This is a genomic window from Oculatella sp. LEGE 06141, from assembly GCF_015207605.1.
Taxonomy (GTDB): Bacteria; Cyanobacteriota; Cyanobacteriia; order Elainellales; family Elainellaceae; genus Oculatella.
Window position 1 is genome coordinate 97,037 of sequence record NZ_JADEWO010000017.1, and the last position, 26,280, is coordinate 123,316.

The 26,280-nt window shown below is 51.9% G+C and carries 26 protein-coding genes; 15 read left to right on the forward strand and 11 right to left on the reverse strand.

Features of this window, described 5'->3' with window-relative positions:
- Positions 1 to 12 precede the first annotated feature (12 nt).
- Positions 13 to 315: a hypothetical protein gene (locus IQ268_RS13925; protein ID WP_193879782.1), complete on the forward strand. Its 303-nt coding sequence runs from the start codon at positions 13 to 15 to the stop codon at positions 313 to 315.
- Between the two features lie 141 nt (positions 316 to 456).
- Here the strand turns inward: IQ268_RS13925 and IQ268_RS13930 are convergent, their stop codons facing one another.
- Positions 457 to 1,983 (reverse strand): FAD-dependent oxidoreductase, encoded by a 1,527-nt coding sequence (locus IQ268_RS13930; RefSeq protein ID WP_339383299.1) that lies wholly within the window; start codon positions 1,981 to 1,983, stop codon positions 457 to 459.
- A gap of 323 nt (positions 1,984 to 2,306) precedes the next feature.
- On the opposite strand from IQ268_RS13930, the gene IQ268_RS13935 reads away from it, so the two are divergent.
- Positions 2,307 to 3,089 (forward strand): histidine kinase, encoded by a 783-nt coding sequence (locus tag IQ268_RS13935; protein WP_193879784.1) that lies wholly within the window; start codon positions 2,307 to 2,309, stop codon positions 3,087 to 3,089.
- A gap of 289 nt (positions 3,090 to 3,378) precedes the next feature.
- Here the strand turns inward: IQ268_RS13935 and IQ268_RS13940 are convergent, their stop codons facing one another.
- Positions 3,379 to 3,567, reverse strand: a complete 189-nt coding sequence (locus tag IQ268_RS13940) for a YqaE/Pmp3 family membrane protein (RefSeq protein ID WP_193879785.1) — start codon at positions 3,565 to 3,567, stop codon at positions 3,379 to 3,381.
- Positions 3,568 to 3,853: 286 nt separating this feature from the next.
- Between IQ268_RS13940 and IQ268_RS13945 the strand changes: the two genes are divergently transcribed.
- Positions 3,854 to 4,231: a phage holin family protein gene (locus tag IQ268_RS13945; RefSeq protein ID WP_193879787.1), complete on the forward strand. Its 378-nt coding sequence runs from the start codon at positions 3,854 to 3,856 to the stop codon at positions 4,229 to 4,231.
- A 235-nt stretch (positions 4,232 to 4,466) separates the two neighbouring features.
- On the opposite strand, the gene IQ268_RS13950 is transcribed toward IQ268_RS13945, so the two are convergent.
- Positions 4,467 to 6,491: a serine/threonine-protein kinase gene (locus IQ268_RS13950; protein WP_193879788.1), complete on the reverse strand. Its 2,025-nt coding sequence runs from the start codon at positions 6,489 to 6,491 to the stop codon at positions 4,467 to 4,469.
- A gap of 74 nt (positions 6,492 to 6,565) precedes the next feature.
- Here IQ268_RS13950 and IQ268_RS13955 point away from each other — a divergent pair, with 74 nt between their 5' ends.
- From IQ268_RS13955 to IQ268_RS13965, 3 genes are all read left to right on the forward strand, one after another.
- Complete coding sequence (locus IQ268_RS13955; protein ID WP_193879790.1) at positions 6,566 to 6,871, forward strand: hypothetical protein; 306 nt, start codon at positions 6,566 to 6,568, stop codon at positions 6,869 to 6,871.
- A complete protein-coding gene (locus IQ268_RS13960) occupies positions 6,864 to 7,808 on the forward strand; it encodes an alpha/beta fold hydrolase (RefSeq protein WP_193879791.1) in 945 nt (314 codons plus the stop codon). The genes IQ268_RS13955 and IQ268_RS13960 overlap by 8 nt, the downstream gene beginning before the upstream one ends.
- 76 nt (positions 7,809 to 7,884) lie before the next feature.
- The gene (locus IQ268_RS13965) at positions 7,885 to 8,250 is read left to right on the forward strand and encodes a DUF6464 family protein (protein WP_193879793.1); all 366 of its coding nucleotides are present in this window, start codon (positions 7,885 to 7,887) and stop codon (positions 8,248 to 8,250) included.
- 126 nt (positions 8,251 to 8,376) lie between these two features.
- Here IQ268_RS13965 and fmt read toward each other — a convergent pair whose 3' ends face one another.
- Both fmt and IQ268_RS13975 read right to left on the reverse strand, forming a co-directional pair.
- Positions 8,377 to 9,378, reverse strand: a complete 1,002-nt coding sequence (gene fmt, locus IQ268_RS13970; RefSeq protein ID WP_193879795.1) for a methionyl-tRNA formyltransferase — start codon at positions 9,376 to 9,378, stop codon at positions 8,377 to 8,379.
- A gap of 244 nt (positions 9,379 to 9,622) precedes the next feature.
- Entirely contained in the window at positions 9,623 to 10,564 is a 942-nt protein-coding gene (locus IQ268_RS13975) for an OmpA family protein (protein WP_193879798.1), read from the reverse strand.
- Positions 10,565 to 11,160: 596 nt separating this feature from the next.
- Here IQ268_RS13975 and IQ268_RS13980 point away from each other — a divergent pair.
- The 3 genes from IQ268_RS13980 to IQ268_RS13990 all read left to right on the forward strand — a co-directional run bounded on the left by IQ268_RS13980 (position 11,161) and on the right by IQ268_RS13990 (position 13,718).
- Positions 11,161 to 11,835, forward strand: a complete 675-nt coding sequence (locus IQ268_RS13980; RefSeq protein ID WP_370584664.1) for a hypothetical protein — start codon at positions 11,161 to 11,163, stop codon at positions 11,833 to 11,835.
- Positions 11,836 to 12,059: 224 nt separating this feature from the next.
- A complete protein-coding gene (locus IQ268_RS13985; RefSeq protein WP_339383301.1) occupies positions 12,060 to 12,956 on the forward strand; it encodes an alpha/beta fold hydrolase in 897 nt (298 codons plus the stop codon).
- 60 nt (positions 12,957 to 13,016) lie between these two features.
- The gene (locus tag IQ268_RS13990; protein WP_193879803.1) at positions 13,017 to 13,718 is read left to right on the forward strand and encodes a triacylglycerol lipase; all 702 of its coding nucleotides are present in this window, start codon (positions 13,017 to 13,019) and stop codon (positions 13,716 to 13,718) included.
- A gap of 36 nt (positions 13,719 to 13,754) precedes the next feature.
- Here the strand turns inward: IQ268_RS13990 and IQ268_RS13995 are convergent, their stop codons facing one another.
- Complete coding sequence (locus tag IQ268_RS13995; RefSeq protein ID WP_228035347.1) at positions 13,755 to 14,336, reverse strand: hypothetical protein; 582 nt, start codon at positions 14,334 to 14,336, stop codon at positions 13,755 to 13,757.
- A 388-nt stretch (positions 14,337 to 14,724) separates the two neighbouring features.
- Here IQ268_RS13995 and queF point away from each other — a divergent pair, with 388 nt between their 5' ends.
- From queF to larB, 4 genes are all read left to right on the forward strand, one after another.
- Complete coding sequence (gene queF / locus IQ268_RS14000) at positions 14,725 to 15,162, forward strand: preQ(1) synthase (RefSeq protein WP_193879806.1); 438 nt, start codon at positions 14,725 to 14,727, stop codon at positions 15,160 to 15,162.
- A 243-nt stretch (positions 15,163 to 15,405) separates the two neighbouring features.
- Entirely contained in the window at positions 15,406 to 17,211 is a 1,806-nt protein-coding gene (locus IQ268_RS14005; protein ID WP_228035348.1) for an ABC transporter substrate-binding protein, read from the forward strand.
- A 110-nt stretch (positions 17,212 to 17,321) separates the two neighbouring features.
- A complete protein-coding gene (locus IQ268_RS14010) occupies positions 17,322 to 19,154 on the forward strand; it encodes an ABC transporter substrate-binding protein (RefSeq protein ID WP_193879811.1) in 1,833 nt (610 codons plus the stop codon).
- A gap of 95 nt (positions 19,155 to 19,249) precedes the next feature.
- Positions 19,250 to 20,056, forward strand: coding sequence for a nickel pincer cofactor biosynthesis protein LarB (gene larB / locus IQ268_RS14015; RefSeq protein ID WP_193879813.1), 807 nt, complete (start codon positions 19,250 to 19,252; stop codon positions 20,054 to 20,056).
- On the opposite strand, the gene IQ268_RS14020 is transcribed toward larB, so the two are convergent.
- Entirely contained in the window at positions 20,034 to 20,465 is a 432-nt protein-coding gene (locus IQ268_RS14020; protein WP_193879816.1) for a hypothetical protein, read from the reverse strand. The genes larB and IQ268_RS14020 overlap by 23 nt on opposite strands.
- 401 nt (positions 20,466 to 20,866) lie before the next feature.
- On the opposite strand from IQ268_RS14020, the gene IQ268_RS14025 reads away from it, so the two are divergent.
- Entirely contained in the window at positions 20,867 to 21,256 is a 390-nt protein-coding gene (locus tag IQ268_RS14025) for a histidine kinase (protein WP_193879818.1), read from the forward strand.
- Between the two features lie 126 nt (positions 21,257 to 21,382).
- On the opposite strand, the gene IQ268_RS14030 is transcribed toward IQ268_RS14025, so the two are convergent.
- From IQ268_RS14030 to IQ268_RS14045, 4 genes are all read right to left on the reverse strand, one after another.
- Positions 21,383 to 22,243, reverse strand: coding sequence for a glycosyl hydrolase 108 family protein (locus IQ268_RS14030; RefSeq protein ID WP_193879820.1), 861 nt, complete (start codon positions 22,241 to 22,243; stop codon positions 21,383 to 21,385).
- 350 nt (positions 22,244 to 22,593) lie between these two features.
- The gene (gene argJ, locus IQ268_RS14035; protein ID WP_193879823.1) at positions 22,594 to 23,835 is read right to left on the reverse strand and encodes a bifunctional ornithine acetyltransferase/N-acetylglutamate synthase; all 1,242 of its coding nucleotides are present in this window, start codon (positions 23,833 to 23,835) and stop codon (positions 22,594 to 22,596) included.
- 312 nt (positions 23,836 to 24,147) lie between these two features.
- Positions 24,148 to 24,570, reverse strand: coding sequence for a peptidylprolyl isomerase (locus IQ268_RS14040; protein WP_193879826.1), 423 nt, complete (start codon positions 24,568 to 24,570; stop codon positions 24,148 to 24,150).
- Positions 24,571 to 24,816: 246 nt separating this feature from the next.
- Positions 24,817 to 25,017, reverse strand: coding sequence for a hypothetical protein (locus tag IQ268_RS14045; protein ID WP_193879829.1), 201 nt, complete (start codon positions 25,015 to 25,017; stop codon positions 24,817 to 24,819).
- A gap of 272 nt (positions 25,018 to 25,289) precedes the next feature.
- On the opposite strand from IQ268_RS14045, the gene IQ268_RS14050 reads away from it, so the two are divergent.
- Positions 25,290 to 26,081 carry an alpha/beta fold hydrolase gene (locus IQ268_RS14050; protein ID WP_193879863.1) on the forward strand — a complete coding sequence of 264 codons (792 nt, stop codon included), beginning with the start codon at positions 25,290 to 25,292 and terminating at the stop codon, positions 26,079 to 26,081.
- The last annotated feature ends 199 nt before the right edge of the window (positions 26,082 to 26,280 follow it).

The following is a 26,280-nucleotide window of genomic DNA, read 5'->3' on the forward strand; positions in this document are numbered from 1 at the left end:
CAGACAGCCTGGGTGACGAATAATTTTTATCGCTTTCGATTGGAATACCAACGCTATCTCCCGCCGCGCGACGGGTCAGGTAACACATCCACCGGAATGACCTGCATCACTGCTACAGACCCGCCTCTAGAAAAGAAAACATTGATTTCACCACACGCGCTAAACCAAACAGCAGAAGGGGATTTAGAGAACGGGTATGGTATCAGGGTGGATTCTGTCGAGGGGAGCGTTTTCCGGCATGGTCAGCTATGTTCAGGTTATCGATCGCTCCAAGGGGCTTTATCGCTCCAAAGGGTGAAAGCAGCAAACCAGTAGTCAACCCCAAGAAATAGATTAATTTTGCCGTTCACGTTCAGTTTCAAGAGAATGGTTAACAGTGCTGACGGTCAGTCCTCCTTTTCCGGCCTGCCGCAGGGGCTAAGCCCCAATTTCTGGCAACGCCGCACCCTGCACCGATTAGGGGCGATCGACAGTCTTAGCATCCAGTGGGTTCATGGGTGGGCCATTCAGCACGTTGCCTGTACAGCTAAAGCGTCCACCGTGACACGGACAATCCCAGCTTTTCTCGGCATTGTTCCAGTTCACAATACAGCCAGCATGAGTACACACTGCCGACACCGCATGAAGTTCACCCACATCATCGCGATAGACCGCCAACTGCTCGTTCTCTAGTTTGATTCGCCGCCCTTCGCCTCTGGGTATTTCATCCAGTGTCTCAACATCCGTCTGGAAGCGATCGCCCACAAAATGAGCCGCCACTTGCAAATTTTGAGACACAAACTGTTGAGCCGATGCCAACGGTTTAATCCGCCCCGGATCGTACAGCTTACCCCAGGGATTCTCGCGTCCCAGAATTTGGTCGGACAGCAGCATACCGGCAATGGTGCCGAAACTGATGCCATTCCCCGAAAATCCGGTTGCTACATATAGATGATCGTGTGCCAGACTCTTACCGATAAACGGCAACCCATCGATCGGTTCATACCACTGAGCCGACCAGCGGTAATCGATTGATTCAACCTCATACCGTTGCCGGACATAGTCTTCCAGTCGCTGGTATCGCTCCAGAGCATCTACATCTTCCCCGGTTTTGTGGTCTTCGCCTCCCACTATCAGCCAGTTTTGCTGGGCATTGGTATAGTTGCGCGTATAGTGGTATGGCTCCATCGTGTCCCAGAATTGTCCGGTTGGGACAGGCGATCGCAACTGTGCCGCCACTACATAGGAACGGTATGGTGTAAGTTTGGTTGTCAGCAGGTACAAATCCTGCATGTTGGCAATGTCGTGAATTGGCGTATGCGTCGCCAAAATTACGTTTCGTGCCGTGACGGTTCCCTGCTCTGTGGTGATTTGGTAAGGAGATGATCCGGTAACATCAAGGACGCGCGATCGCTCAAACACATAGCTACCATCACCATCAACCAACGAAGCCAGAGCCTGAAGGTAACTCACTGCATTAAATTGCGCCTGATTAGGAAACACAACTCCAGCTCTTACCGGAAACGGAAGCGGCACTGCGGTAGAAAATGTGGCATCAACACCCAACCCCCGAGCAGCCTGCGCTTCCGACTCCAGCATGGAATCATCGTCTGATTCAGCATAGAGATATCCAGTTACCCGTTCAAACTGGCAATCAATTTGCGCTTCAGATACAAACTGGGCAATGCGTTCGATCGCCGCCCGACGAGCATCGGCTGCTAAGCGAGCGTCCGACTCACCAAACGTAGAACGCAGGGTTTTATAACCAACATCGGGCACTTCAGAGATATGAGCCGTGGTGTAAGCCGTAACGCCACCAGCAATCGTTAGCGCCTCTACAACGGCAACAGAAAGACCTGCTCGCTTGAGCAACAATGCTGCTGTTAATCCGGTAATTCCACCCCCAGCGATCGCAACATCCACCGTAACAGGACGTGTTAAGGGTGAAAATGCAGTCGTGGTGGCTGTGTCTTGCCAGACTGATTTGGATGTACTCACTGCCACTGAAGTTTAATCCTCTCTTTCAGTCTCTTCTATTTCAAGGTGCGATTATTGCAGCCATATAACATCTGCTTGCAGACACAACATTATGCAAATTTGTACCCAATTTGCAGCGGCGTTTTGCAGTGGCAGACCGTTGCCCCAAAACACCTTCTATTCCGTTTTGAACGAGGATTAACGTTAGTTATGCCCAAAGGAAGTCTCGAATTGGAAATGGATTTGTCATCATAGAATTGTTTCTACCAAGCTGTTTTTGGATTGGTCTAATAGCATTAGGGCAGCTAAAAACAACTTGATTAGTCATCGGCGTTAGATGGGAGTTGAGTATGCCAAATTCTGTTAGAGAACAAATCAAAACAGATTTGAACAAAGCGAAAGATGAAGGACAGTTACGGTCTGAACGAATTCGAGAAATTGTTCGCGCAGCCGTCATGCAATCGCGAGCGGAACTTCGGGAAGGATCGATCGAATTACGCTCAATTATTAAAGAAGCGATCGCTGCCGTTGTAGAAGCGTTCCAAGAACGTGGACACGAGGCAAAAGAGGACATCACCGCTTCAATTGAAGGGGCGATCGAAGGTATGAGCCAAACCCGACGAGAATCCATCGCAAAAATACAGACCGAAATTCAAACCCTTCAAACTCAAGTAGACAGCGAAGAAACCGCGTTGCAAACTGAAATTGACGGTGTTTTAACCGACATTGAAACAACCGGGAAAGGGTCTTCTGCGGACGTAAACGCGACTATTGAAGCGGCTGTTGAATCGGTTAAAGACAGCGAAGAAGTGGCACTAATGCGTAAACGCTACGCCCAACTTCAGGCACAGCTTGCCATTCTACGAGCGAACCTCTCGGCTCGTTACGGCGAACAATACGAAGACGTTACGCGCCACTTAGATGAAGCCAAAACGTGGTACGCGAACGCACGCAGCCGCGCCGAAGCGGAAGAGTCAACCGTGCTGGAGCGCCGACAAACCGAATTTGAACAGAAAATTGGCGAGGCTGGTAGTGCAGTTGCTCGACGAGAACGGCGAGTGAAACAGGTGCTAAAAGAGTTGTGGCATTCCGCCAGCGAAGCGTTCCAGGAGAAAACCAAAACGCCTATGTAGCCAACGGTCTACACTTCTAGATGGGCTGGATGGGCAGCAGCCAAACTGTACGTGGCAATAAGTTTGGTAAGCGTTTGAACTAACATGCATTTTCATTTGCATTCACCACACTTCAAACCATACACCCCACACCCGTCTTGGCGAGACTGTGGCCGACTCGATTGAGAACTGCCATAAGTGCTCAACAAATACCGCTCAACAACAAACAACCGGGATGTCTCAAGCACCCCGGTTGTTTCAAATTTGAGTGTTATCCAGCGACAAACTTGTAGAAAATTACTCGGTTGAATTAGTAGGCTCCTGGTTGGCGCAGACCTTCTTCGTGCTTGGCGATCGCCCACACTGCATGAATACTACCAGGTAGCCATCCCAGCAAGGTCAACAGAACATTGATGATCAGGGTTGTGCTGATACCATACGTTAAGAAAATGCCTACAGGGGGCAACAGAATTGCAAGTAGATATCGCAATATTCTCATATGTTATCTCTCGTCTTTACTAAGCTGACTTTCATTTTATTGTCCCGAATCTGCTTTCAAATAGCCTCCACCCTGGGGATTATTAGCGATCGCCTCACGCATCCCCAACCGTATCAGTTTTAACCATTTGATCGAGGAGCAACAGACTGTTTCAAAAGCCTTAGTTTAACTCCTCTCAAAATCTATCCAGGTAGAGAGGTATAAAGCTACCTACAAAACGAAAATAGGTAAAGTTACCACTTAGACAGAATAAAACTTCGCTGTTTATAAGTTTGAGGAAATCCCTATGCTCGGAATATTGTTTACTACGTTAGCGACAGCTTTGAGCTTGTTGGTTGTGGATTTAGCAGTTCCTGGAGTGGACTTAGCCAATTTCCCAGCCGCGATCATTGCTGCACTATCAATCGGTTTGGTCAACTCGTTTGTGAAGCCAGTTTTATCTGCTCTATCGTTGCCGCTAAACTTTTTAACACTCGGTCTGTTCTCGCTGGTTGTGAACGGCATCTGTTTCTGGCTTGCTTCAGTACTGGTACCTGGATTCGTTGTCAGAGGGCTGGTAGCCTTTATCCTTGGCCCCATCGTCTTATCTTTCGTCAGCACCTTCCTCAACCGGTACTTTGCTGAGAAGAACCCCGATATTAAAATCGAACCGAAAGCAGAATAAGCTATCGTTGACCTCGACGGATTCCAAAACCGTCTTTGGATACCACAAAATCAAGCGGAACGTGATTCACTTCGTCTCGCTTGATTTTTGCTGTTTTAGATAATAGCAGTAGACAACCGAGGGCGACAGGTCAAACGCAGCCGATTTGTAATCCTTTTCAATACCGCCAAAGCGTTCACCATACAGTCAAAATGGGATGTACCCTCTCTTCTTTGCATCTCTACAGGACAGCACGTTACTTTGGCAGATCCCAAACGCGAATGACTCGATCACCACTGCCGCTTAATAGGGTTTGCCAGCCGGGGCTGACGACAAAGTAGTTAATATGGGTGCCGTAGCCCGTGAGGGTATAGCGCAGAGTTGCTGTGGCTGTGTCCCAAATCTTGATGGTTTGGTCGGCACTGCTGCTGATCAGCTGTTGACCATCAGGACTCAGGGCGAGATCGTTGATGAAGCCAGAATGCCCGACAAATTTGCCCAGTTCTTGCCCGGTTGTAACATCCCAAACCTTGATAGTGCGATCGACTCCCCCACTGTAAAGCGTCTGTCCATCCGGGCTGAGGGCGATCGTATTCACAAACCCAGAATTGGTGGCAATGGTTCGTCGCAGTTGCCCCCGAGCCAAATCCCAAATGTGGATCGTAGTATCAGCGCTGCCGCTGATCACGGTTTGTCCATCGGGACTGAACACCAACGCGTTAGGGTTAATAGCTCCAGAATGCCCGGTCAGGACGTTGCGTTCTGCGCCGGTCGCAATGTCCCAAATCCGAACCACCCCATCATCCCCCCCACTCGCTAACAATTTGCCGTTGAAACTGATGCTGAGGGCGTTGATAAAACCAAAGTCACCGTTTAGGGTATGGAGTGGCTCCCCCGTTTCCAGGTTCCAAATCATGATGGTACGATCGGCTCCCCCGCTAACGAGGGTTTGTCCATCTGGGCTGATCGCCAGCGCATTCACAAAACTGGTATGTCCGGTTAAGGTACGGACGACCTGCCCGGTTTCCAGATTCCAAATTTTGATGGTTTTGTCGGCACTGGCACTGATGACAGAGCCACCGTCTGGGGTGATGACTAGTGCATTGATGTAGCTTGTGTGCCCCGTTAGTGTCTGAGTTACCTCGATCGCTTGCTGCACGTCTCCGACACCCTGCGGCTGCATACTGCGAGAAATTTGCCATGCTCCATAGCTGCCCAACCCAATCGCCAGGGCGATCGCACCGCCGAGCAGCCATTTGGTGTTGCGATAAATCGTCGTAGGCAGGTGAGACTGAACGACCGTGGGCGGGTTAGGGTGAAGCAACGCGCCAAACGAGAGCGGCTTCATCAACAGCGCCTGCGATAGGGTTTGTTCTAGTTGAGCCAGCTCTTGCAAAATCTCTTGGGTGTTTGTGGGGCGATCGGCCACTCGTGGCGCAATCAGCTTATCGATGAAATTGGCCAGTGGCGGCGACACCTGGGGCGCAAACTTACGCCAGAGAAACTCATTCGTTTGTGGGTTGTAGATACTGCCGTCGGTGGGCTGCTGCCCGGTTAGCAAATAGACAAAGGTGCAGCCCAAAGCATAGAAGTCTGACTGGGGAACGGCTTGTCCTTTTTCCTGTTCTGGGGGGGTATAGCCTGCGGAACTGATGCGGGTAATGCTTCCTGTCCCGCCTAACTGCGCCAGGTAGGTATAGGTCATTTCCCGCGCCGCACCAAAGTCTACCAACACAAGCTGCCCCGACGATCGCAACATGATATTTTCTGGTTTGATGTCGCGATGAAAATAGTTTTTTTGGTGAACCAGGTTCAAAATTGCGGCAAGCTGCTTCAACCAGTTCAGCGCCTGCTTTTCGCTAATGGGATGGTTGCCTTGCTGCTTCATCCACTCTCGCAGGTTAAGGCCATCGACTTTTTCCATCACAATGCAATGCACAGGCTGGTTGCTCCCCCGAGGCACTAGCTGAAAGTACCCGTTGGGTTCGATTGCTGGCACTCCCGGATGCTGCAACTGGCTCAGAACCATTGCTTCCTGCTGAAACAGTTCGATCGCCTTGGCATGTTGATGGTAGGCTTCCTTCAGCACCTTCAGCAGTTTTGGTGTGCTGCGTTCAAACGCCTCATACACTTTGCCAAAACCGCTCTTGTCGCTCAATAAACGCATAACCCGGTAACGACCTTGCAAAACCAGATCGGAACCGCAACTTTGACAAAAACGGCTGCCGTCGTTTCCTGGATGGTCAGGTTGAAGGCAGTGGGGATTGATACAGAGGCTCATGATGCGTGCTGTGGAGTAGATTTAGCCCTGATGGATCGCTGGCTGAAACCAGATTGTTATTCAGAATTCCCACGATGGTCTTCGTATTCAAAAGCATACCTCTGCTGCTGGTTTTGATTGAGCATCCACTCTCATTTGCCGTTGGGGTTTGTATGGTCTCTCTGTCATTACAGCAAGAAGCCGATCGCATTCAATACCCTGTCTCTTCCCCTAGTGTTCTGTTGCCACCATTGGATTGTATGACCCAAACGCTTAAAACTGGCTTTGGTGCCGCATGGCAGGCGATCGCTCCATCCAGACGCATCGTTGCAAAACTTCAAGTTACGCAAAGAATTGATAGGCTAAGAATTAAACACCTCGGTTTATCGTGTGATGTCTAGTCAAGTGTCCCTCCCACCCTGGCATACCCAAATTGGCTCCCAGCGCGATTGGGTTTGGCGCGGCTGGCAAATCCGTTATACCTACATTCGCGCCGCGCAGCCTTCCCCAGCCCGAGACTTGCCGCCGTTAATTTTCCTGCATGGCTTTGGCTCGGCATTGACGCAATGGCAGGCTAATCTCAGGCCGTTGAGTCAGTTTCATAATGTCTACGCGATCGACTTGCTGGGATTTGGCGCATCCGAAAAAGCAGCGGAATCCTACAATGTGTCGCTTTGGGTCGAGCAGGTTTACGAGTTTTGGCGCACGTTGATTGGCGTGCCTGCGGTATGGGTGGGGCATTCCCTGGGTGCATTGGTAGCACTGACTGCCGCCGCAACCCATCCCGAATTAGTGCAGGGGTTGGTGCTAATTACACTGCCAGCCGCTCGGCAAGAATTGCTGCCGGGGCGGCTACAGGCTATGGTAGGCAAAATTGAAGCCCTGTTTACCACTCCCTTATTGATTCGTCCCTTATTTCACATGGTGCGCCGTCCGTCGATGGTGCGATCGATTCTGCGATTAGCCTATGCCGACAGCAACCGAGTCACCGAAGAGGTGGTGATGAGTTTTGCTACCCCCGGACTCGATCGCGGTGCAGCCAGAGCCTTTTGCCGTTTAGCACAGGCGCGAACCAAAAACGATTTTAGTCCGCTAACGAAAGCGCTGCTGCCTGGCGTGCAGGTACCAATTTTGATGCTGTGGGGTGAGCAAGACCGGGTGATTCCGCTAACCTGGGGAAGGCAACTCTCACCGCTCAACCCGCAAGTTACCCTGGTTGAAATTCCAGAGGCCGGCCATTGTCTCTATGATGAATGTTCCGATCGCGTCAACCAGGAGATTTTGAACTGGTTAGCGGTTCAGGAAGGGGAAACCGATCGCAGCGATCGCACTCCTTAAGCCTGCTCATCGGCGAGCCACGTCCTGCTGGCAAGTGCGATACCATCCATATAATGTAAACAGCAACACATTTGCTATGGAGCCACAGTCTCTGTCTACCGAGGTTATCCTCAGCAACCCGCTTAAAACAATTGCTAATCTTCGGTTGGACTGGAACCCGCAGCCTGGAGCCTATCTCGATTTAGCAGGCAAAACCTATGCTGTTTTAGAACGGCGACACCGTTATCAGTTCAGAGCAGGACGATATCGCTTACACAAAGTAGCACTGTACGTGCAGCAAGCCCAGCGTCCCACCGAGCAGAGCTTCCTGAACGGACGTTGGATTATCGGGGATGCTAACTGCCGCTACAACGCTCAATCTGAGCTGATTCGTTGTGCTGTCAATCCCGAAGGGCCGTGTGATCAGTGTCGGTTGTACGAGGAAATCGGGGATCGGGCATAGGGATCGCTTGATTCTCCTACAAATTCGGTGCTGGAGCCGTCTGCTTTCCAGTGTTTACCTGAATGGTTTTACCTGAATAGTTTGCCTGAACGGTCTACCTGAACTATCTCTGAACGGGGATCACCTCTACTGGCTTCCCAAACTCTCGCCTACCTCTAAACGGGTGCCGTTAGCAAAGTCCCAACCAGATTGCGATCGCCGTCCTGCCAGTTGCACCTCTCGCAGTAACAGCAACCCTTCACCCGTCTGCACCACCACACCCTGCTGTTTGAGAATGCCGACCACGCTACCCACCGACATGGAGCGATCGCGCCAGCCAGACCATTCTGCCTCCAGTTCTTGGACATCGGGCGGTAATACAGAGCGCTCAACGCCATCCAGCGGCACGGTAGCGCTGACCTTGAGGACGCTATCTCGAAAGGTGGCAACGCAGTTTGGGTAAAAGCCACGAATTTGATTGTGCAGGGCAAGCGCTGAACGTGACCAGTCAATGACATAATCCTGTTTTTGAATGAGCGGCGCGTAGGTTGCTCGCTCGTTGTCCTGGGGGATAGGCTGGATGGTGCGATCGGCCAAACCCTGTAGCGTTTGAACCAGCAAATCAGCCGCCTGGTCTGCCAGAGACCTGGCTAAATCAAGCGATGTATCCAGAAGGGCGATCGGGGTCGTTGCCTTTAGTAACATCGGCCCTGTATCCATGCCAGCATCCATCAACATGGTGGTGATCCCCGTCTCTGTTTCGCCATGATACAAACTCCACTGAATCGGTGCAGCCCCCCTGTAGTAAGGCAAAAGGGAGCCGTGGGCGTTGATGCAGCCCAAGCGAGGCATGTCTAAAATTGATTGCGACAGAATTTGACCATAGGCAACCACTACAAACGCATCGGCCTCAGACTGGCGCAAGTTCTCCAGGGTTTCTGCATCTTTCTTAACGCTCCGGGGTTGCCACACGGGTAGCGCATGGCTAGAGGCGATCGCTTTGATGGGCGACGGAGATGGTTCCTGCCCCCGCCCGCGCCGTTTGTCGGGCTGGGTGACTACAGCAAGCACATTAATCTCTGGTACGGCGAGCAGTTGCTCCAGGGCAGGAACCGCAAATTGAGGAGTACCGAAAAAAATGATGTTCATGCAGATTCAGCGCTTGCACTTCAAGATTCAGCAATGCGTTCAACCAGCCTCCAGGCGGTTTGCGAAACGTAGCAAATGAGCTGCACTCGCCCCTTACAGTCCCTAACCGTGGGGAACTGCATCCCGTTCTGTTTCAACTCTCCGGCTGAGCGTTCAGGTCGGGGCTTAAAGTAGGGAGCTTATCGCTTGCAGCAAGCTAGAAAAGAGGCGGTTTGAGCGAGACACAGCCCCCTTAACCCATCCTCTAAGGGTCGATCGCAATTTCAACCCGACGATTGCGCTGGCGATTGGCTGGGGTAGTGTTGTCTACTAACGGTTGGCTTTGTCCATACCCAACCGTGACCCAGTGGTACTCGTTCCCCAAAATCCTTGATAAATATTGCTGAACTAGCCGCGCCTGCTCGAAGCTTCGCACGCGATCGACAGCGCCATTGCTTTCGGCTTCGGGTTCCGTATCGGTAAATGCAGCAATGCGAATGGTTGCGCCTGGATAGCGACGCAGATCGCTAATAATACTATCTAAAATCGCCTGACTGCCCGGACGCAATTCTGCACTGTTGGCATCAAATAACGCATCGCTGGGTAGGGTAACCATCAGCGTATCCGAGAGGTCAGTCGGGGCTGGAATCACGGGCGTCGGATTGACCACACCTGCTGCCGGGTCGGGGCTGGCATTTGCAGCGTTGGGATCAAGCTGCTGCTGTAAGACCTGTATTCGAGCTTCCAGGGCAGCGGTCGAACGACTTGTGCCCAGTCGGCTTTCTAACGCAGCGGCGCGATCGCTCAAGGTATCAAGATCGCCCTCTAACCGGCTCAGTTCAGACTGCAAACGCTGCCGTTCGGTATCGTTGAGTGGGGGGGCAGGGGGTACCGAAACGCTGGGTGAGGCAGCAGGAGCCACTTCAGGTGAAGGGACAGGCGAGGGTGCAGCTCGCCACGGTTGCGGCCAGCGACGAACGCTGTTGATCAGCCGATCGGACTGCAACAATGTCCTTTCTAAAAAAGGCGGGTTTTGTACTTGAGCCGGAAAAAATTGGGCGATCGCAATTCCTAACAAAACCGCAAATCCGCCGCTGACCCCTAAAAGCAACAACCGAAAAATAAACACTAACCACGACCGCAAGCGCCCAGATGACAGCTCAACCGTCTGCTGTTCAGGCGTATGCGTGGCTGAGGAGTGAGTCATTAAGCGACCTCCTACGGATGTCCTAACTGATGGTGTTTCTTGCTGTGATGCTAGCTCAACTCTAGGTTCACTTTTCGTGAAGCCTATAAATTCTACAGGACGACGCGATCGCAACGGCAACCGTTGCAGACGAAACCCCGTTGACGCAGTGCCCCGCTCGCCTTGGCTGATCCTGTCTAAACAAACTGCCTATATTAATTTCAACATTAAGTCTGTTGAAGACTAATCTGAGTTTGTGCCCCATTGCGCTTTCAGTTGCTATACCTATAGGCAGGAAGATCTTTTATTGCTATTGCTGTTGAGCAGTGCGTTCAGGCAACTACCGTTGGTTGCAGGCTCAGTTAGGCTGTACCGAGCAACATTCGAGCCGTGAGTCCGCATCACAGGGCGATCTACCGTCTGCCGACCTACCCCTAGTTTTTTAGCCAGACTCACACCCATTTCGCCAGTGTTCTAAGTTTCTTCAGCACATCGTTCTAGCAACTTGAGATGCTATTCGCAGCAAATGGGGCGATCGCAGCGTAAAAGCCTTCTATGGTCGGTTTTGCTTAGCCGTTGTTTTAGCATTCGTTACACTCTCTATGAAGCAGCGATCGGTGCAACTGGATCCACTCAACAGTCCCTATCCAGTTCCGTGGACGTGGGTATTGGCAGCGCTAACTGAAGCCCAGCCAAAAGACAGCCCTAAAATTCGTTATTACCGCAGCCAGTCGTTGCTATCTCCAGACGAGCGATATGCGGCATACAGTCGCATTCAAATTCAGATCGCCCCGGATAATTTTGCCAGCAGAGTCAGCAGCGTTTTGTTTCTAGAGAACCTAAAAACCGGAGATTTGCAAACGATTACCGCATCGTCTCCATTTGCTGACAATCCTTTTATGCCCACCAGCGATGCCCGTCCTGCCGGATCGATCGCCATTCTGATTCCGGTTGCCTGGTCGGAACAGGGCGATCGGGTTCTGGCACGCGAGTTTGAGTCGTTGTTTGGCACCGATATCGCTTCCGATTTTGCCGTAGTGTGGGATCGCCAGCAAAATCGAACCTATACCATTGCCCCAACGCGGGTTCAATATAGCAACGCCATTTTGCTTGGCTGGAGCCAAAACGAACCTGACAAGGTTTTGTTTCGGGCAGGCAATTTGGGGGATGAGAACTGGCCGATCTGCTCAGTGGATGTCAGCGGCCAAACGGCGATCGCTCACCAAGACCAACCAATTACCTTTGGGCACATTGCCAACAACATCTGGGCAGGGCCGCAGGCACACCGCTAGAGCCATAGATAGACCCTATAGAGAATAGAGGGCATAGAGGGCATAGAGGGCATAGAGGGCATAGAGGGCAAGGAATTGGGATTCAGGCTCAGCCCTGACCCACCAACCGTGCGCCCCATTATCAATGCTCAGACACAACAGCTTTCAGTAAACGGCTTCAAGAATGGCGACAGAAGCATTACCATATAAGGTAACGATAGCTTAAGAAACCTTAACAATCTGCTGTGACAACTCAGCCCATTACTCCAACACGATCGCTTCCCATCTTGACTTGGACGTGGAAAGGACATGACATCCGGTACACCGTCATGGGTAGCGGTCGCCCCTTGATTCTGCTCCACGGCTTTGGGGCATCGATCGGCCACTGGCGGCAAAACATTCCAGAACTAGCCGATGGCGGTTATCGCGTCTTTGCGGTAGACCTGCTCGGTTTTGGCAGTTCAGCCAAGCCACCAATAGACTATACCGTGGAGCTGTGGCAAGAACTGCTTCACGACTTTTGGCATGAGCTAGTGCAGACTCCTGCCATCTTTGTTGGTAACTCGATCGGAGCGCTGCTGAGCCTGATGCTGCTGGCAGACCATCCTGAAATTGCAGCGGGTGGGGTGCTGCTCAATGCGGCGGGTGGGCTAAACCACCGTCCCGAAGAGCTAAACTTTCCGCTGAGCCTTGTAATGCAGGGGTTTACAAAAGTGGTTAGCTCTAAACGGCTGGGGCCATTTCTATTTAATCGAATTCGGCAAAAGGCTCGGCTGCGGCGAACGCTGCTTCAGGTGTATGGCGACCCCAACGCCGTCACCGATGAACTGATTGATTTAATCTACGAGCCGTCCTGCGATCCGGGTGCCCAGAAGGTTTTTGCGTCTATTCTTACGGCTCCCCCCGGCCCTTCACCTGCCGAACTTTTGCCCAACATTACTCAACCGCTGCTGGTTCTTTGGGGAGAAGCTGATCCCTGGACCCCCATTAAGGGAGCCGCTATGTATCAAACGCTGGCGGAGCGATCGCCACAGCAGGTCAAATTTGTTTCTATTCCCAACGCCGGACATTGCCCGCATGATGAATGCCCCGAACTGGTGAATCGCTTGATGTTGGACTGGCTACAGGAGCTTGAGGGGTAGAGAATCGGATTTGACCATCCAAAATTCAAACGTTTAGCATCCCGTATTGCCAGTAATCCTATGCCTCTACCGACCGTCATTTTGCCTGGATATCTCGCAGGTGCCAGTCCCTATAGCGAAATGGAAGCTGGCCTGCGAGAGCTTGGCTTTCCAGCCGTGACCGTGCCATTACAGCGACGCACCTGGATACCTACCATTGGCGGACGATCGATGCTGCCGATTTTGCACCAGCTTGACCAAACGGTGAAGCAAATTATGCAAGACACCGGGAGCGATCGCATCAATTTAGTGGCGCATTCTGCCGGGGGATGGATTGCCCGCATTTACCTGGGCGAAATCCCCTACGACGTGCATCCCAGCGATGCCAGCAAAGTTTGTGTGTGGAAAGCCCATCCAGCGATCGCCTCCTTGGTCACCTTGGGCACGCCTCACATCAGCCAGGAACGCTGGACGAAGCGCAACCTTGATTTTGTGAAAAACAACTACCCCGGCGCATTTTACCCGACGGTTCGCTATGTCTGTGTGGCTGGTAAGGCCATCTTCGGCAAACGAGGACTGGGCACCTGGTTTGCCTACAGCAGCTATGAACTCACCTGTGGCCAAGGCTCTTGCTGGGGAGATGGCATTACCCCCGTTGAAGCTGCCCACCTGGATGGTGCCACTAATATTACCCTCGACAATGTTTGCCACTCACCCCGACCCGGCAAACTATGGTATGGCTCCCCCGAACCGCTCAACGCCTGGGCTAGCTACATGGAGTAACGGTCTACACCCTCCAGCGCCCCCGCCTTATAGCCGTTAGTCTTGCTGACCGGGCAACAGCGGACGAACCACAAGGAACCCGGCACCAAAGGCGGTGATCACAATCAGCAAGATGGTGATGGTCAACCACCAGCCGCCCATATCTTTAGCCGCATTGGTTTTGGGTTCAACGCGAAATGGCTTCTCGCCTTGTTCTGTAAATAACTCATCGGTTAGTGAAGGTTCGGGCGATCGCAGCCGTGCCGCAACGCGAGCGGCATCCGTTACATCGTCCGAGGAGGGGCGAGTGACCTCAAGCCGCTTCGGTGCTGGAGTTGAAACCGCTTCAACCACAGATGGGTTAGTCGAAACCTGAGCAGATTCACTAAACTGGCGTAGGCTCATTGCCGTTTGCACCACTCGCTCAATTTCCTGACGCATGTGTTGATTCTGCCGAATCAACTGCTGATTCTGGGCATTCAGCGAGTCCAGCATGGCTTTTGATGCTTGCAACTCGGCAGCCAGCTCTCGATAGACCGAGATGGGCACCGAAGGAGAATAGCCTCCAGGAGAGGATACCGCCCTGGCGGAGTCTGCCGGATGTCGCATCGCTGAATCAGAATTCGGGTTTGATTTCATTGGTTTGGCAGAGAATTGTAGTGAATAACAGCAAGCTTATGGAATATATGCCCAAGAATAATGGATATCAAAACAGACCAGTCGTCATTTTGTCTATAAATTTGCACAAATCACACCAAATTCTTGAGCATTACCGCCATTTCTGATCGAAGACCCTGATCGTAGAACGAAAGGTGCCAATGATCTAAATTTCAATGGCTAAATTTTTGTGGTTGTTTGAGCCGTAGCAAACGGGTTGCTTTGGCTCCCTGTTGCATTGCATTCAGCCCGTTAAGGCATCTTTGGGGTGCGATCGCCCTTTTGCTCCAGTTGGAGCCAACGTCAGGATAAATATACTAGAACAGTGAACTAGCCAGTGGCTAATAGTTGTTTTAATGAGCGAGTCACAATGAGTCAACCGACAACAGGGTTGGGCGCATCAGTTGATGCACCCCAAGCGGCAGAGCCTAAGTATGGCGAACGCCTGATTGCCGAAGGTGAATTAATTACGTTTCCCAATCCCCGAATTGGCCGACGATACACCGTAAACATCACTTTGCCCGAATTTACCTGCAAGTGCCCATTTTCCGGCTATCCCGATTTTGCGACCATCTATCTCAGCTATGTTCCCAACGAGCGGGTGGTAGAACTAAAAGCCATCAAGCTTTATATCAATAGTTATCGCGATCGCTACATTTCCCATGAAGAAGTGATCAACCAAATTCTGGATGATTTTGTGGCAACATGCGATCCGCTAGAGGCCACCATTAAAGGCGACTTTGCACCACGCGGCAATGTGCATACCGTCATTGAGGTTCATCATCAGAAAGGAGCGGCTGAACCGTAAGCTAAACCTGACAATGAGCCGGAAGTAAACCTCAGGTGCCCCAGATCCCCGGCTTCTTCAAGAATTCGGGGATCTTACAGCCATTTTCATTTGCATTCACCACACATCAAACCCTACACCCCACCCATCTTGGCGAGACTGTGGCTGACTCGATTGAGAACTGCTGTAAATTCCTTCGCTGTCACCACCTGCCTATCACCGCTATGATGCAAACAAGTTTGGTGATTGGTTGGAAGGATGTCCATGATTTCGGCATTGGTTTCTAAAACAGTTTGGCAGCGATCGCTCTTGTTTATCCTGGCAGCCGTGATGACGGTTGGCCTATCGGTCGGCTTATCTTCGTGTAGCGAGGCACAACTGCGAACCGAAGCGGCGCAGGTGCCGCGCCTGGTCGTTAGCAGCTTAAGTGACCCCAAAACCTTTAATGCCATCATGTCTGAAGAGCAGAATGATGTGCTGGGTTATATTTACGACAGCCTCTTGTCTCAAAATGGGCTGACCGGAGAACTGGAACCTGGATTAGCCGAATCGTGGGAAATCTCAGACGATCAGCTCAGCATTGTTTTCACCCTGCGCGAGGACTTGAAATGGTCGGATGGTGAGCCGTTTACGGTAGACGACATCCTCTTTACTTACAACCAAATCATCTTCAACGAGCAGATTGCAACCAGCGATCAAGATATTTTTCGCATTGGCGAGGCGGGCGCGTTCCCCCAGGTAACCAGAGTGGACGATCGCCGGGTTCAGTTTCGCTCCCCCGAAGCGTTTGCACCACTGCTGCGCTTTGCCGGAGGAGGTTATATCTTGCCCAAACACATCCTGGAAACCTCTATTTCTACTACCAATTCCCAGGGTCAGCCTCTATTCATTTCCACCTGGGGAACAGACACGCCACCCAACCAAATTATTGGCACAGGTCCCTATCGCCTGGTGGGCTACGAACCGAGCCAGCGCATTATGCTAGAACGCAATCCCTACTATTGGCGTAAGGATGCGGAGGGCAACCAACAGCCCTATATTGAGCAAGTGGTGATTCAAATTGTGGAATCAACCGACAACTCACTGGTGCAATTTCGCTCAGGTAGTTTAGATGTTGAAGGCGTATCCCCCGATTATTTTTCGTTACTCAAGCGCGAAGAGGAACGAGGCAATTTCACCATTTACAGCGGTGGTCCTGCGTTGACCACCTCCTTCCTGACCTTCAATCTCAATACTGGTAGCCGCAATGGTCGGCCACTGATCGATCCAATTAAGTCTCGCTGGTTTAACTCCCTGGAGTTTCGCAAGGCTGTTGCCCATGCGATCGATCGTCAAACCATGATCAACAACATCTATCAGGGCTTGGGCGTACCGCAAATCTCCCCAATGTACATTCAAAGCCCTTATTACGCCTCTCCCGAAGAAGCAGGGATTCCCATATATGACTATGATCCTGAGCAGTCGAAGCAGCTTTTGCAAAGTGCCGGGTTTCAGTACAACGCCGCCGGGCAGCTCACCGATTCAGACGGCAACCGCGTACGGTTTACGCTGATTACCAATGCCGGAAACAAAATTCGAGAAGCTCTGGGGGCCCAAATCAAGCAGGATTTGAGCAAAATTGGTATCCAGGTTGACTTTCAGCCGATCGCCTTCAACACCATCATCAGCAAAATGGATAACACGATCGACTGGGAGGCGTTAATTTTGGGTATTGGCGGAGCCGGAGTGGAGCCAGATGGCGGTAGAAACACCTGGTCGGTTGATGGCAGGCTCCATGTATTTAACCAGGCTCCTGGAGCAGGGCAGCCGCCACTGGAAGGGCGAGAAATTGCCGATTGGGAAGAAGAAATTAGTCGTCTGTATGTGCAGGGCAGTCAGGAACTGGATGAGGAAAGACGCAAGGCAATTTATGCCCAAACCCAACGCCTTGCTCAGGAAAATTTGCCCTTTATCTATCTGGTCAACCCGCTGGCTTTAACGGCACTGCGGAACCGGGTGGAAGGAGTCAAGTATTCTGCCCTGGGCGGCACTCTATGGAATATTTACGAGTTGAGAATTACTGAACAATAGCGACATAATAGCGACAACGCGCCGAGACGAGAGATGGTGTCTTCAGTGCCTCGTACGCGTTTCGCCATTTTTCGACTGTCAGCAGTCATTATTACGACGTGGGTTCTGCCATGACGCATCTGTTCAAGTCTCGGCACTTCGCCTTAAAGCCGCATTTGCGACGTTGGCTTGTGATGGGGCTGGCCGTGGCGATCGCCTTCCTCTCTACTGGCTGTACCGCTCTGGCGCTCAAAACCGAAGCAGCAGCCGTACCCCAACTGGTTCTTGCGACCCTGCAAGACCCCAAAACGTTTAACTATGCGTTGAATCAGGAATTTCCAAGCATCTTTCTGTTTAGCTTTCGGGGGTTGACCCAGGAGGATGGCACCACTGGAGAGCTAAAACCCGACCTGGCTGAATCCTGGGAGATTGCCGCCGACCAGCGCCAAATTACCTTTACCCTGCGTGAGGGACTGAAATGGTCTGATGGAGAGCCGTTAACCGCCGCAGATGTGGTGTTTACCTACCAGGATGTAGTCTTCAATGACAAAATTCCGGCAGATGCCAGAGAAGGGTTGCGCGTTGGCAGTACGGGCGAATTGCCAACGGTACGCCAGCTTGACGATCGCCGAGTCGAGTTCACCTTTCCAGAGCCGTTTGCCCCATTTTTGCGAGCCTCTTCTGGTCCACCCACCAACATTGTGATTTTGCCAAAGCACAAGCTAGCCGAATCGGTGCGATCGCTCGACGGTAACGGTAATCCCCTCTTTCTCTCTACCTGGGGCACCGATACCAATCCCAGCGATATCGTGGTGAATGGGCCATATGCGATCGAAAGCTACCGCTCTGGTGAACGGCTGATCTTTCGGCGCAACCCCCATTACTGGGAACGAGACGAGCAGGGACAACCCTTACCGCACGTTGAACGCATCATCTGGCAAATTACAGAATCGACCGACACCCAATTGCTCAGCTTCCGGTCGGGCGATCTGGATATCATGGGAGATGCTCGTCCTTTGCGGCCAGAATACTTTTCGCTGCTCAAACGCGAAGAAGAACGGGGCAACTTCAAGGTTTTGGTGGGCGGTGCGGCATCGGGAACCCTGTTCATTGCCTTTAACCTCAACCAGGCGCAGAACGATCGCGGTCAACCCGTGGTGAACCCGATCAAATCTCGCTGGTTTAACTCGCTAGAATTTCGGCAGGCGATCGCCCACAGCATCAACCGTTCCCGCATGATCAACAACATCTTTCGGGGCATTAGCGAACCACAAGATTCACCCATTTCACTCCAAAGCCCGTACTATCTCACCCCCGAAAATGGCTTAAAGGTCTACGACTACGACCTGGAACAGGCCAAAGCGCTGCTGCAATCGGCTGGGTTTCAATACAACGCCAGCGGGCAGTTGTTGGATGCCGACGGTAATCGGGTGCGGTTCACGCTCATCACAAATGCTGGAAACGAACTGCGGGAAGCGATCGGCTCTCAACTTAAAACGGATCTCAGCCAGATTGGGATTCAGGTAGACTTTACGCCGATTAACTTTGGCACCCTGATTAGCAAAGTGACCGCCACCCGCGACTGGGACTGCTTGTTAATCGGCTTTACCGGCAGTACCGAACCCCACAGTGGCGCTAACCTGTGGACAAGTGGTGGTGGTTCCCATCTCTTCAACTTAGGGCCGCAACCGGGTCAGCCGCCAATCAACGGCTGGCAGCCTGCGGCATGGGAGCAGGAGATCGATCGCCTGTTTGCGGCGGGTGCGCGTGAACTGGACGAAGCGAAGCGGCGAGCGATCTACAATCAGTTTCAACAAGTAGTGCAAGAGCAACTGCCTGTGATTCATCTTGTCCATGAAATGGCGCTAATGGCGGTGCGCGATCGCATTGAAGGAGTGCAATACTCTGGTTTGCCGACGTGGGGCTTATGGAACATTCAAGCTCTTAAAGTAGTAGATGAATAGGGTGGCAGTTGGGTTGAACCAGCCATCTTCAGGATGACCACGGGTTGACCCGTTTGACTGCAAACCCATTACTCCCATCATTTTTTTTAACTACCGTGACCCAACCAAATGCCCTTCGTGAGTTGCTCAATGCCGTGGCTCTGGGAGACGTTACCCCAGAAACGGCGCTGACTAAGCTGAAACATTTCGACTTCGAACCCGTTGACGACTTTGCCAATATTGACCACCATCGATCGCTACGCACGGGCTTTCCGGAAGTGATTTGGGGACAAGACAAAACGCCTGAGCAAATTGTCCGAATCATTGAAGCAATGCGGCAACGCAATCCGGTCGTTATGGCTACCCGGATCAAGCCAGCCGTGTATGAGACGCTACGGGCGCACATTCCTGACCTGCGCTACTACGAAATGGCACAGATCTGTGCGATCGCCCCTGCCAACCATGCCCCCTCGCACTCTGGCACCGTTACCCTGCTTTCGGCTGGAACGGCTGATTTACCAGTGGCAGAAGAAGCCGCTGTCACTGCCGAATTATCTGGTTTTCGGGTCAGCCGCCTCTGGGATGTGGGGGTGGCTGGAATCCACCGCCTGCTGAGCAATCGCCACCTGATTCAAACCGCAGATGTATTAATTGTGGTTGCCGGAATGGAGGGAGCGTTGCCTAGCGTGGTTGCGGGTCTGGCCGATTGTCCAGTGATTGCAGTGCCCACCAGCGTTGGCTATGGAGCCAGTTTTAACGGACTTGCCGCATTGCTAACCATGCTCAACTCCTGTGCTGCTGGCATTGGTGTGGTTAACATCGATAACGGCTTTGGAGCTGCCGTTCTGGCAGGGCAAATTTTACGAACGGCTGAGAAACACCGCTCCCTTCCATCCCCCATCACTCCACCTGAGATGAGTTGAACAGCTCAAATACATCCTGGCAAAACTGCTTCAGCTTCTGAGCAATATCGTTGGTTGGCTCAGTCGCTCCTGTAATGGTCCAGTCTTGCACGGTAGAAAGCTGCCATTGTTTGCCGTTGTGGTCAAATCCAGCCAGTTCAATGCCGATCGCCCGATAGGATCGTTCCAGCGGATCGGCATAGAAGCGAACTTGAACCAGAATGCTGCGGCTTTGAAACGAACGGCTCCAACCAGGCAAATGAAAGCCAACGTCGATCGAATCGGGGTCGATTAACTCCCGTGTATCTTCGTCATTGGCCCACGGCTTCAGATCGGCTCTGGCATCTGGAAATTTCGATTTGAACAGGTTCACCATTGCCGCTACTTTGCCAGCAATCTCGAAATTTTTGACCTGTTCGGCTGCATTCACGTAACTCGCTCCTCATCTTGTCTACGAATAACGAAACGGACGATGAACATCGCTACAGCTGATTACCGCAGTGAGATTAGTTGGTCTACTGCTCTCAGACGGCTCAAGCCACCTTAAAGTAGCAACACCTGAAGTCCATACGTTAGGTTCATGATACTCAACCATTTTTCAAAAGCAGTTAGGCTCAATACGAAATTGCTCGGTCGTGCTGATTTTGTAAAACGGCCTCGTACCTAATCGATCGCACACTATACAACACCTGATCCAGTGCTGTTTCGGATAGGCGAAGCCAGAAAGACACCCTACAATAAGGGGGAACAAATTCAGGTGACACGATCGCAGTCATGCCCCCAGGGCAATGGCTTGCATTAGTAGCCTGCTCAAATTTGACCCCCCGAATCATGCCTAACACACCCTGCCACATCATCGTTGAAGGCAACCCAGCAATTATTTATGCCAGCCGCAACGGCACTCCAGCTAAAGTTTTACCCACATTAAACCGTTTCCTGGATAAGTTTTGGCAAGAACGGGACACCTCCGGAGAATCGATCGATACACCAGAATGCCTCGTGGCTCAAATCGTGGTTCGATTCGGCTTTGAACTGTGTGAGGACGATTACTCTAATTTGCGAGTCGGGTTAAACTACCGTCCTGAGGTTAAGTACTTGTATCGAATTTCAGCCGATCGCACCGTTCAAGTATGGACTCCCGAATCTGCTTATCAAACCAATCCCAGTTTAGGGTTGACGGCCTGTCGCCTGCTGCAACAGAATGCGATCGCCACACTCTAACGGCGATCGCATTTTGTAATAGATTCTGTTGGGATAGTAGTGATGGGTTGTAACACTGCTTGAGAGGCAAGCCAAACAGAGGCGTATGGATTACGTCTCTGTTTCCAAAAAACCGAATGTAGCAGGCTAAGGAATATTGGCAATATAGCGAGACAGGTCATTGTCTCGATTCAGCCAACCTTGCAAAAAGACCTGCTGGCTGGGGCTTTCTCTGACGCGCTGATGGCGATAGTTAATCCGACCTTGAACATATCGTCGAGCCGTGGCAGAGGTATTAGCACGGTCTAGCGCAGATCGAGTCCCTGCACCAAAGACACCATCTGCCCTGACTCCCAGCGTTTCCTGCAGGAAGATAGTCGAGCCGCCCACCCCAAAGTTCACAGCCGTGTCGAAGTGGACGATCGCCAATGCCCTTGTCATCAGCCCTGACTGACTCGGCGACCAATACATATCGCGATAGATTTCATCAACTTCTGCATCTGTGATGTATCGCACGCTTTGGTTAGATAAGCCCTTGCGCCGACGGTAAGTGGCATACGTCGCCGCTGTAATGCCTTTATTCGTTTCCCCACCAATATCGTAGGGATTGTTAACGTATCCACCTTCCCACTTCAACGTAAACCGCAACGCTTCGCTTAAAACGTTTGCAGACGGTTGTGGGATCGGCACTGGAACTGGAACCGGAACCGGAGCCGGAACCGGGCGAGGAGTGGGAGCCGGAGCGGGAGTAGGCGTGGCCACCACACCAACCGAGCTGATGATAAACCGAGCCGCACGCGGCGAGATTTCGTCTGGTCTAAACCCGTATTCACGCGCAAAAGCTTTGAAGGCGTTGTCGGTCGCCGTAGTCCAATTTCCATCCACCGCGCCAGCCGCAAACCCCATGACGTTGAGTGAAGATTGGAGCGACTGAACCAGTTGGCGATCGTTGCGAACTGTGCTGATGGGATAGCTAGTTTGAGCGCGAGCGATTGTTTGTAAGTCCATTTCAACCCTGTGATTAGGAACAGACACTACGTTGCCACCATGCATTCTGAGAGGAAGCCTCCCAGCGTTGCCCGCCGGTTCACCAGTTGGGTAAGGCAGCGGGGTGAAGGCTAACAGCCAGTATCAAAATTGCAAGTGGTTTGAGTGTACCCGATAAGGCGATCGCCTTATCCTGCTGTATCGAACGCGTAACCAATGAGGATTCGCAGTATAAGACCTGATGCCAGCACCCATTCCACGAAACAGGAGTGTGCTGCGATCTATGGACTTACTACCCGTTGATTGGCGAACATTCCCCAAACGTCAGTTAAATTTCTAAATTCTCTTGACGCAATCCTAATTATTGTCCGTCAGGTGGTGTACTCTGCATTAATTTTCACATAATCATAGCTGAGGTCACAGCCCCATGCGTTGCCCTTGCCCTGCCCGTCTCCAAGGTCAACGACAATCAGCACGGTGTCCGTTTTTAAATAGTCACCCGCTGCCGCTTGTTTCAAATAAGCACTGGCAGCAGCCCGATCGAAGCTGAGAGGCTGTCCGTGTTCCATCAGCAGAAAGTCGCCTAGTTGAATCCGCAAGCTAGTTTGATCAAACGGAACGCCGGCTCGTCCGGCAGCGGCGGCAATTCGTCCCCAGTTTGGGTCGCGCCCAAAAATAGCCGACTTGACCAGAGAGGAGCCTGCGATCGTGCGAGCAATTTGTCGTGCCGAGGCATCATCTGGCGCACCCGTTACCTGTACCTCGATCAGGCAGGTAGCTCCTTCGCCATCGCGGGCGATCGCCTTGGCTAGCCGAATACACACTTCGGTTAGCATGGCTTCTAGTTTTTCGGCCTCGGTTCCCATCTCGGTAATAGCAGGCGTGCGAGACTGACCGTTTGCCAACGCCAATAAAGTATCATTCGTGCTGGTGTCACCATCCACGGTGATCTGGTTGAAGCTTTGGTCGGCGGCTCGGCTCAGCATTTGCTGCCAAAGATGGGTTGAAACAGCGGCATCACAGGTGACAAACGCCAGCATAGTTGCCATGTTGGGGTGAATCATGCCCGACCCTTTGCAAATACCACCAATGCGAACGGGGCGACCATCCAGCGTCGTTTCAAGAGCGATCGCCTTTGTCACCAAATCGGTCGTCACGATCGCTGCTGCCGCCTGCTCAGAGCCGTTGTCTGAAGCGGCCGCTACCAGTTGCGGAATGCCCGCCCGCAATTGCTCCATCTTGATCCGCTGACCAATGACACCCGTAGAAGCCACCAGAACCGATTCGGCAGGAACCTGGAGCGCTTGAGCCAACAGTTGAGCGCTTTCTACCGCATCTGCCCAGCCCTGCGCCCCCGTTGCTGCGTTCGCCTGACCGGCATTACACAGGATGGCTCGCGCGTTGTGTTTGTTTTCTAGCTGCTGACGGCAATAGTCTACACATGCGGCTCGCACCTGGGTTGTGGTGAATACGCCAGCGGCGATCGCCTCTACATCTGACAAAATCAGTGCCAAATCTGGCGCACCAGATGGCTTTAATCCTGCTGCAATTCCTGCCGCTTTATAGCCTTTGGGGGCAGTCACTCCGCCTGGAATCTCTTGCCAGTCTGCCATGCTTCTGCTCCAATCTGTCATAACAAGTGTTTTCAAAACATCAGCGATCTAAAAACGACATTGGGGCATTGATATCAACACCCCAATGATGCTTAGAGAAGGGTCAGTTGCGGCGAAGCCTAACCCTGCCAGATCCAGGCGACACGCTACTTCAGTTGACCCACCTGTACCGTCCGACCTCTTCGCCCTCACGATCGAGCGAACCAGGATGCTGTAGCGCTTGCCGTTGGGCTGTAACGGGTCTCGGTTAAGGCTTCAATTCACCGGAGAATGAAATTCTCTGGCTCAAGCGACCAACCGAGACATATTGCGCTAGGCTTGCTCAATCTTGAGGGAACGAATTTTGTCTCCCTTGCGAATGGCATTCACCACATCCATATCCTGCGTTTGCCCAAAGACGGTATGCACCCCATCAAGGTGACGCTGCGGTGAATGGCAAATAAAGAACTGACTGCCGCCAGTATCGCGGCCAGCATGAGCCATCGATAGCGTTCCAGCGACATGCTTGTTTTGGTTGATTTCACACTTGATGGTGTAGCCGGGGCCGCCGGTGCCCGTACCGTGAGGACAACCACCTTGAATCATGAAATCGGGAATGACTCGGTGAAAGGATAGCCCGTCATAAAATCCCTTCTCTGCGAGTTCCACAAAGTTCTTGACGGTGTTGGGCGCATCCTGATCGAATAAATCGAGATGGATAGTGCCTTTATCGGTTTCCATAATGGCGCGAGTCATCGTTTTTCCTCGTTACTGCCTCTGTACAACAGATGTGAGCCTAGTGTACGCCATCTTTCCCTTTTTAAGAATCGCCCCTTGCCTGTAAATGCTGAAAGGGCGCTTCCCGAAGGAAACGCCCTGACTTATAGCATTCATTTGGCTAGCATTCATTTGGCAGTGATCCGCAACGGATACGGTCTGCAACCATTTACTGCAACCATTTAATTTAATGGTGAACTAGCTGTCCTTTCTCGCCCGGTGAGCTTAGCTCAGCGAAGCATGGCTGCGATCGTAGCTTGCAGCAAAGGAAGGATGAGCCTTGCCTTGAATATGATTCCAGTATTGAGACGCTTCAGGGGGTAACCCTACTTCTGCGGCAGACCGAGCCAACAAGGACTGCTGGCGGTTCTTAATCAGATGATGATGGCGCATCATCAATGCCCGCGCCTGATCTTGAGTAGACATAATAAGTTCCTTTTTATGAGTCGTACATGTTAAACTCGGGGCTTTTTCTTCCCCACCTATTCATAATAACAGATTTTTCTGTAACATAGGATACAAAAGGGCTTACTTCGCAAAAATTAATCAGGTTTTTGTGTTGCAGTGTCCCACTCTTGCTTGTGATCTCCGTTGAGCAGTAAGCTCAAACAACTGTGAAGACCGGGGAGGCCAGGGTGGCATCTGAACATTTAATTGAAGTGGGAGCGTTGCGGTGGTTTTATCGTGAAGAACAGCCGATGAACCCATCGGATAAGCCACCTGTGGTACTGCTGCATGGATTGCCTGCTCAGAGCTATAGCTGGCGTAATGTTATTGCTGCCCTGGCCAGTCAAGGATTTCGGGCGATCGCCCCCGACTGGATTGGGTTTGGATTTTCAGACGCGCCCAGCAAACGCGAGTTTGCCTACACGCCTGATGCCTATGTTGAAGCGTTTGCGGCATTTCTCAACGCCCTGGAAATTGAACGCTTTTCGCTGGTAGTGCAGGGGTTTGTTGGCTCGGTGGGGTTGCAGTATGCTCTGCGCCACCCCGAACAAATTGAGCGGTTAGCCATCCTGAACACCCCCCTTTCAACCGCAGCAAAACTGCCCTGGAAAATCAAGCAGCTTGGACTGCCGCTGGCGGGCGAAATGTTGACCCAAGACCCCATTCTGGTCGATCGCACCCTGGAAGGCGGCGGCGGTTACCGGGTTGAAGATGCCGATCTCGATGTATACCGTCGTCCCTTCCTCAAAAGCTCCAGTGCCGGACGAGCTTTGTTTATCGCGGTGCGAAATTTGCAGTTGGCACAAGCTACCGCCGAGATTCAAGCTGGCTTTGCCTCGTGGACGCATCCAACGCTGGTTGCCTGGGGGATTCGCGATCCGTGGCTGCCGCTCAAGATGGCGCAGACCTTTGTAGAGGCAATTCCTGATGCAGAATTAGTGTCGCTGGAGGAAGTAGGCCACTATCCTCAAGAAGATTGGCACGAAAAAGTCAATGACGTTCTCTTGCCTTTTTTACGGCGACAACTGGATTTAACACGCTAATGTGCCGCTCCGCTAGAAGCAAGGGGTTTGAATTCGATTTCCCTTTTGGTCGAGGTGGGAGAGTAGGTACTTAGGATCGTGGATTAAATAACCTGTAATTCTACCTTTTGCATTTGTACACTGGAGAAGTAGACGATGAAGCGGAAACTTAATGCAACCTTACCCTGCTCCCATTGAAGCTCAAATGCAACGGTACTAT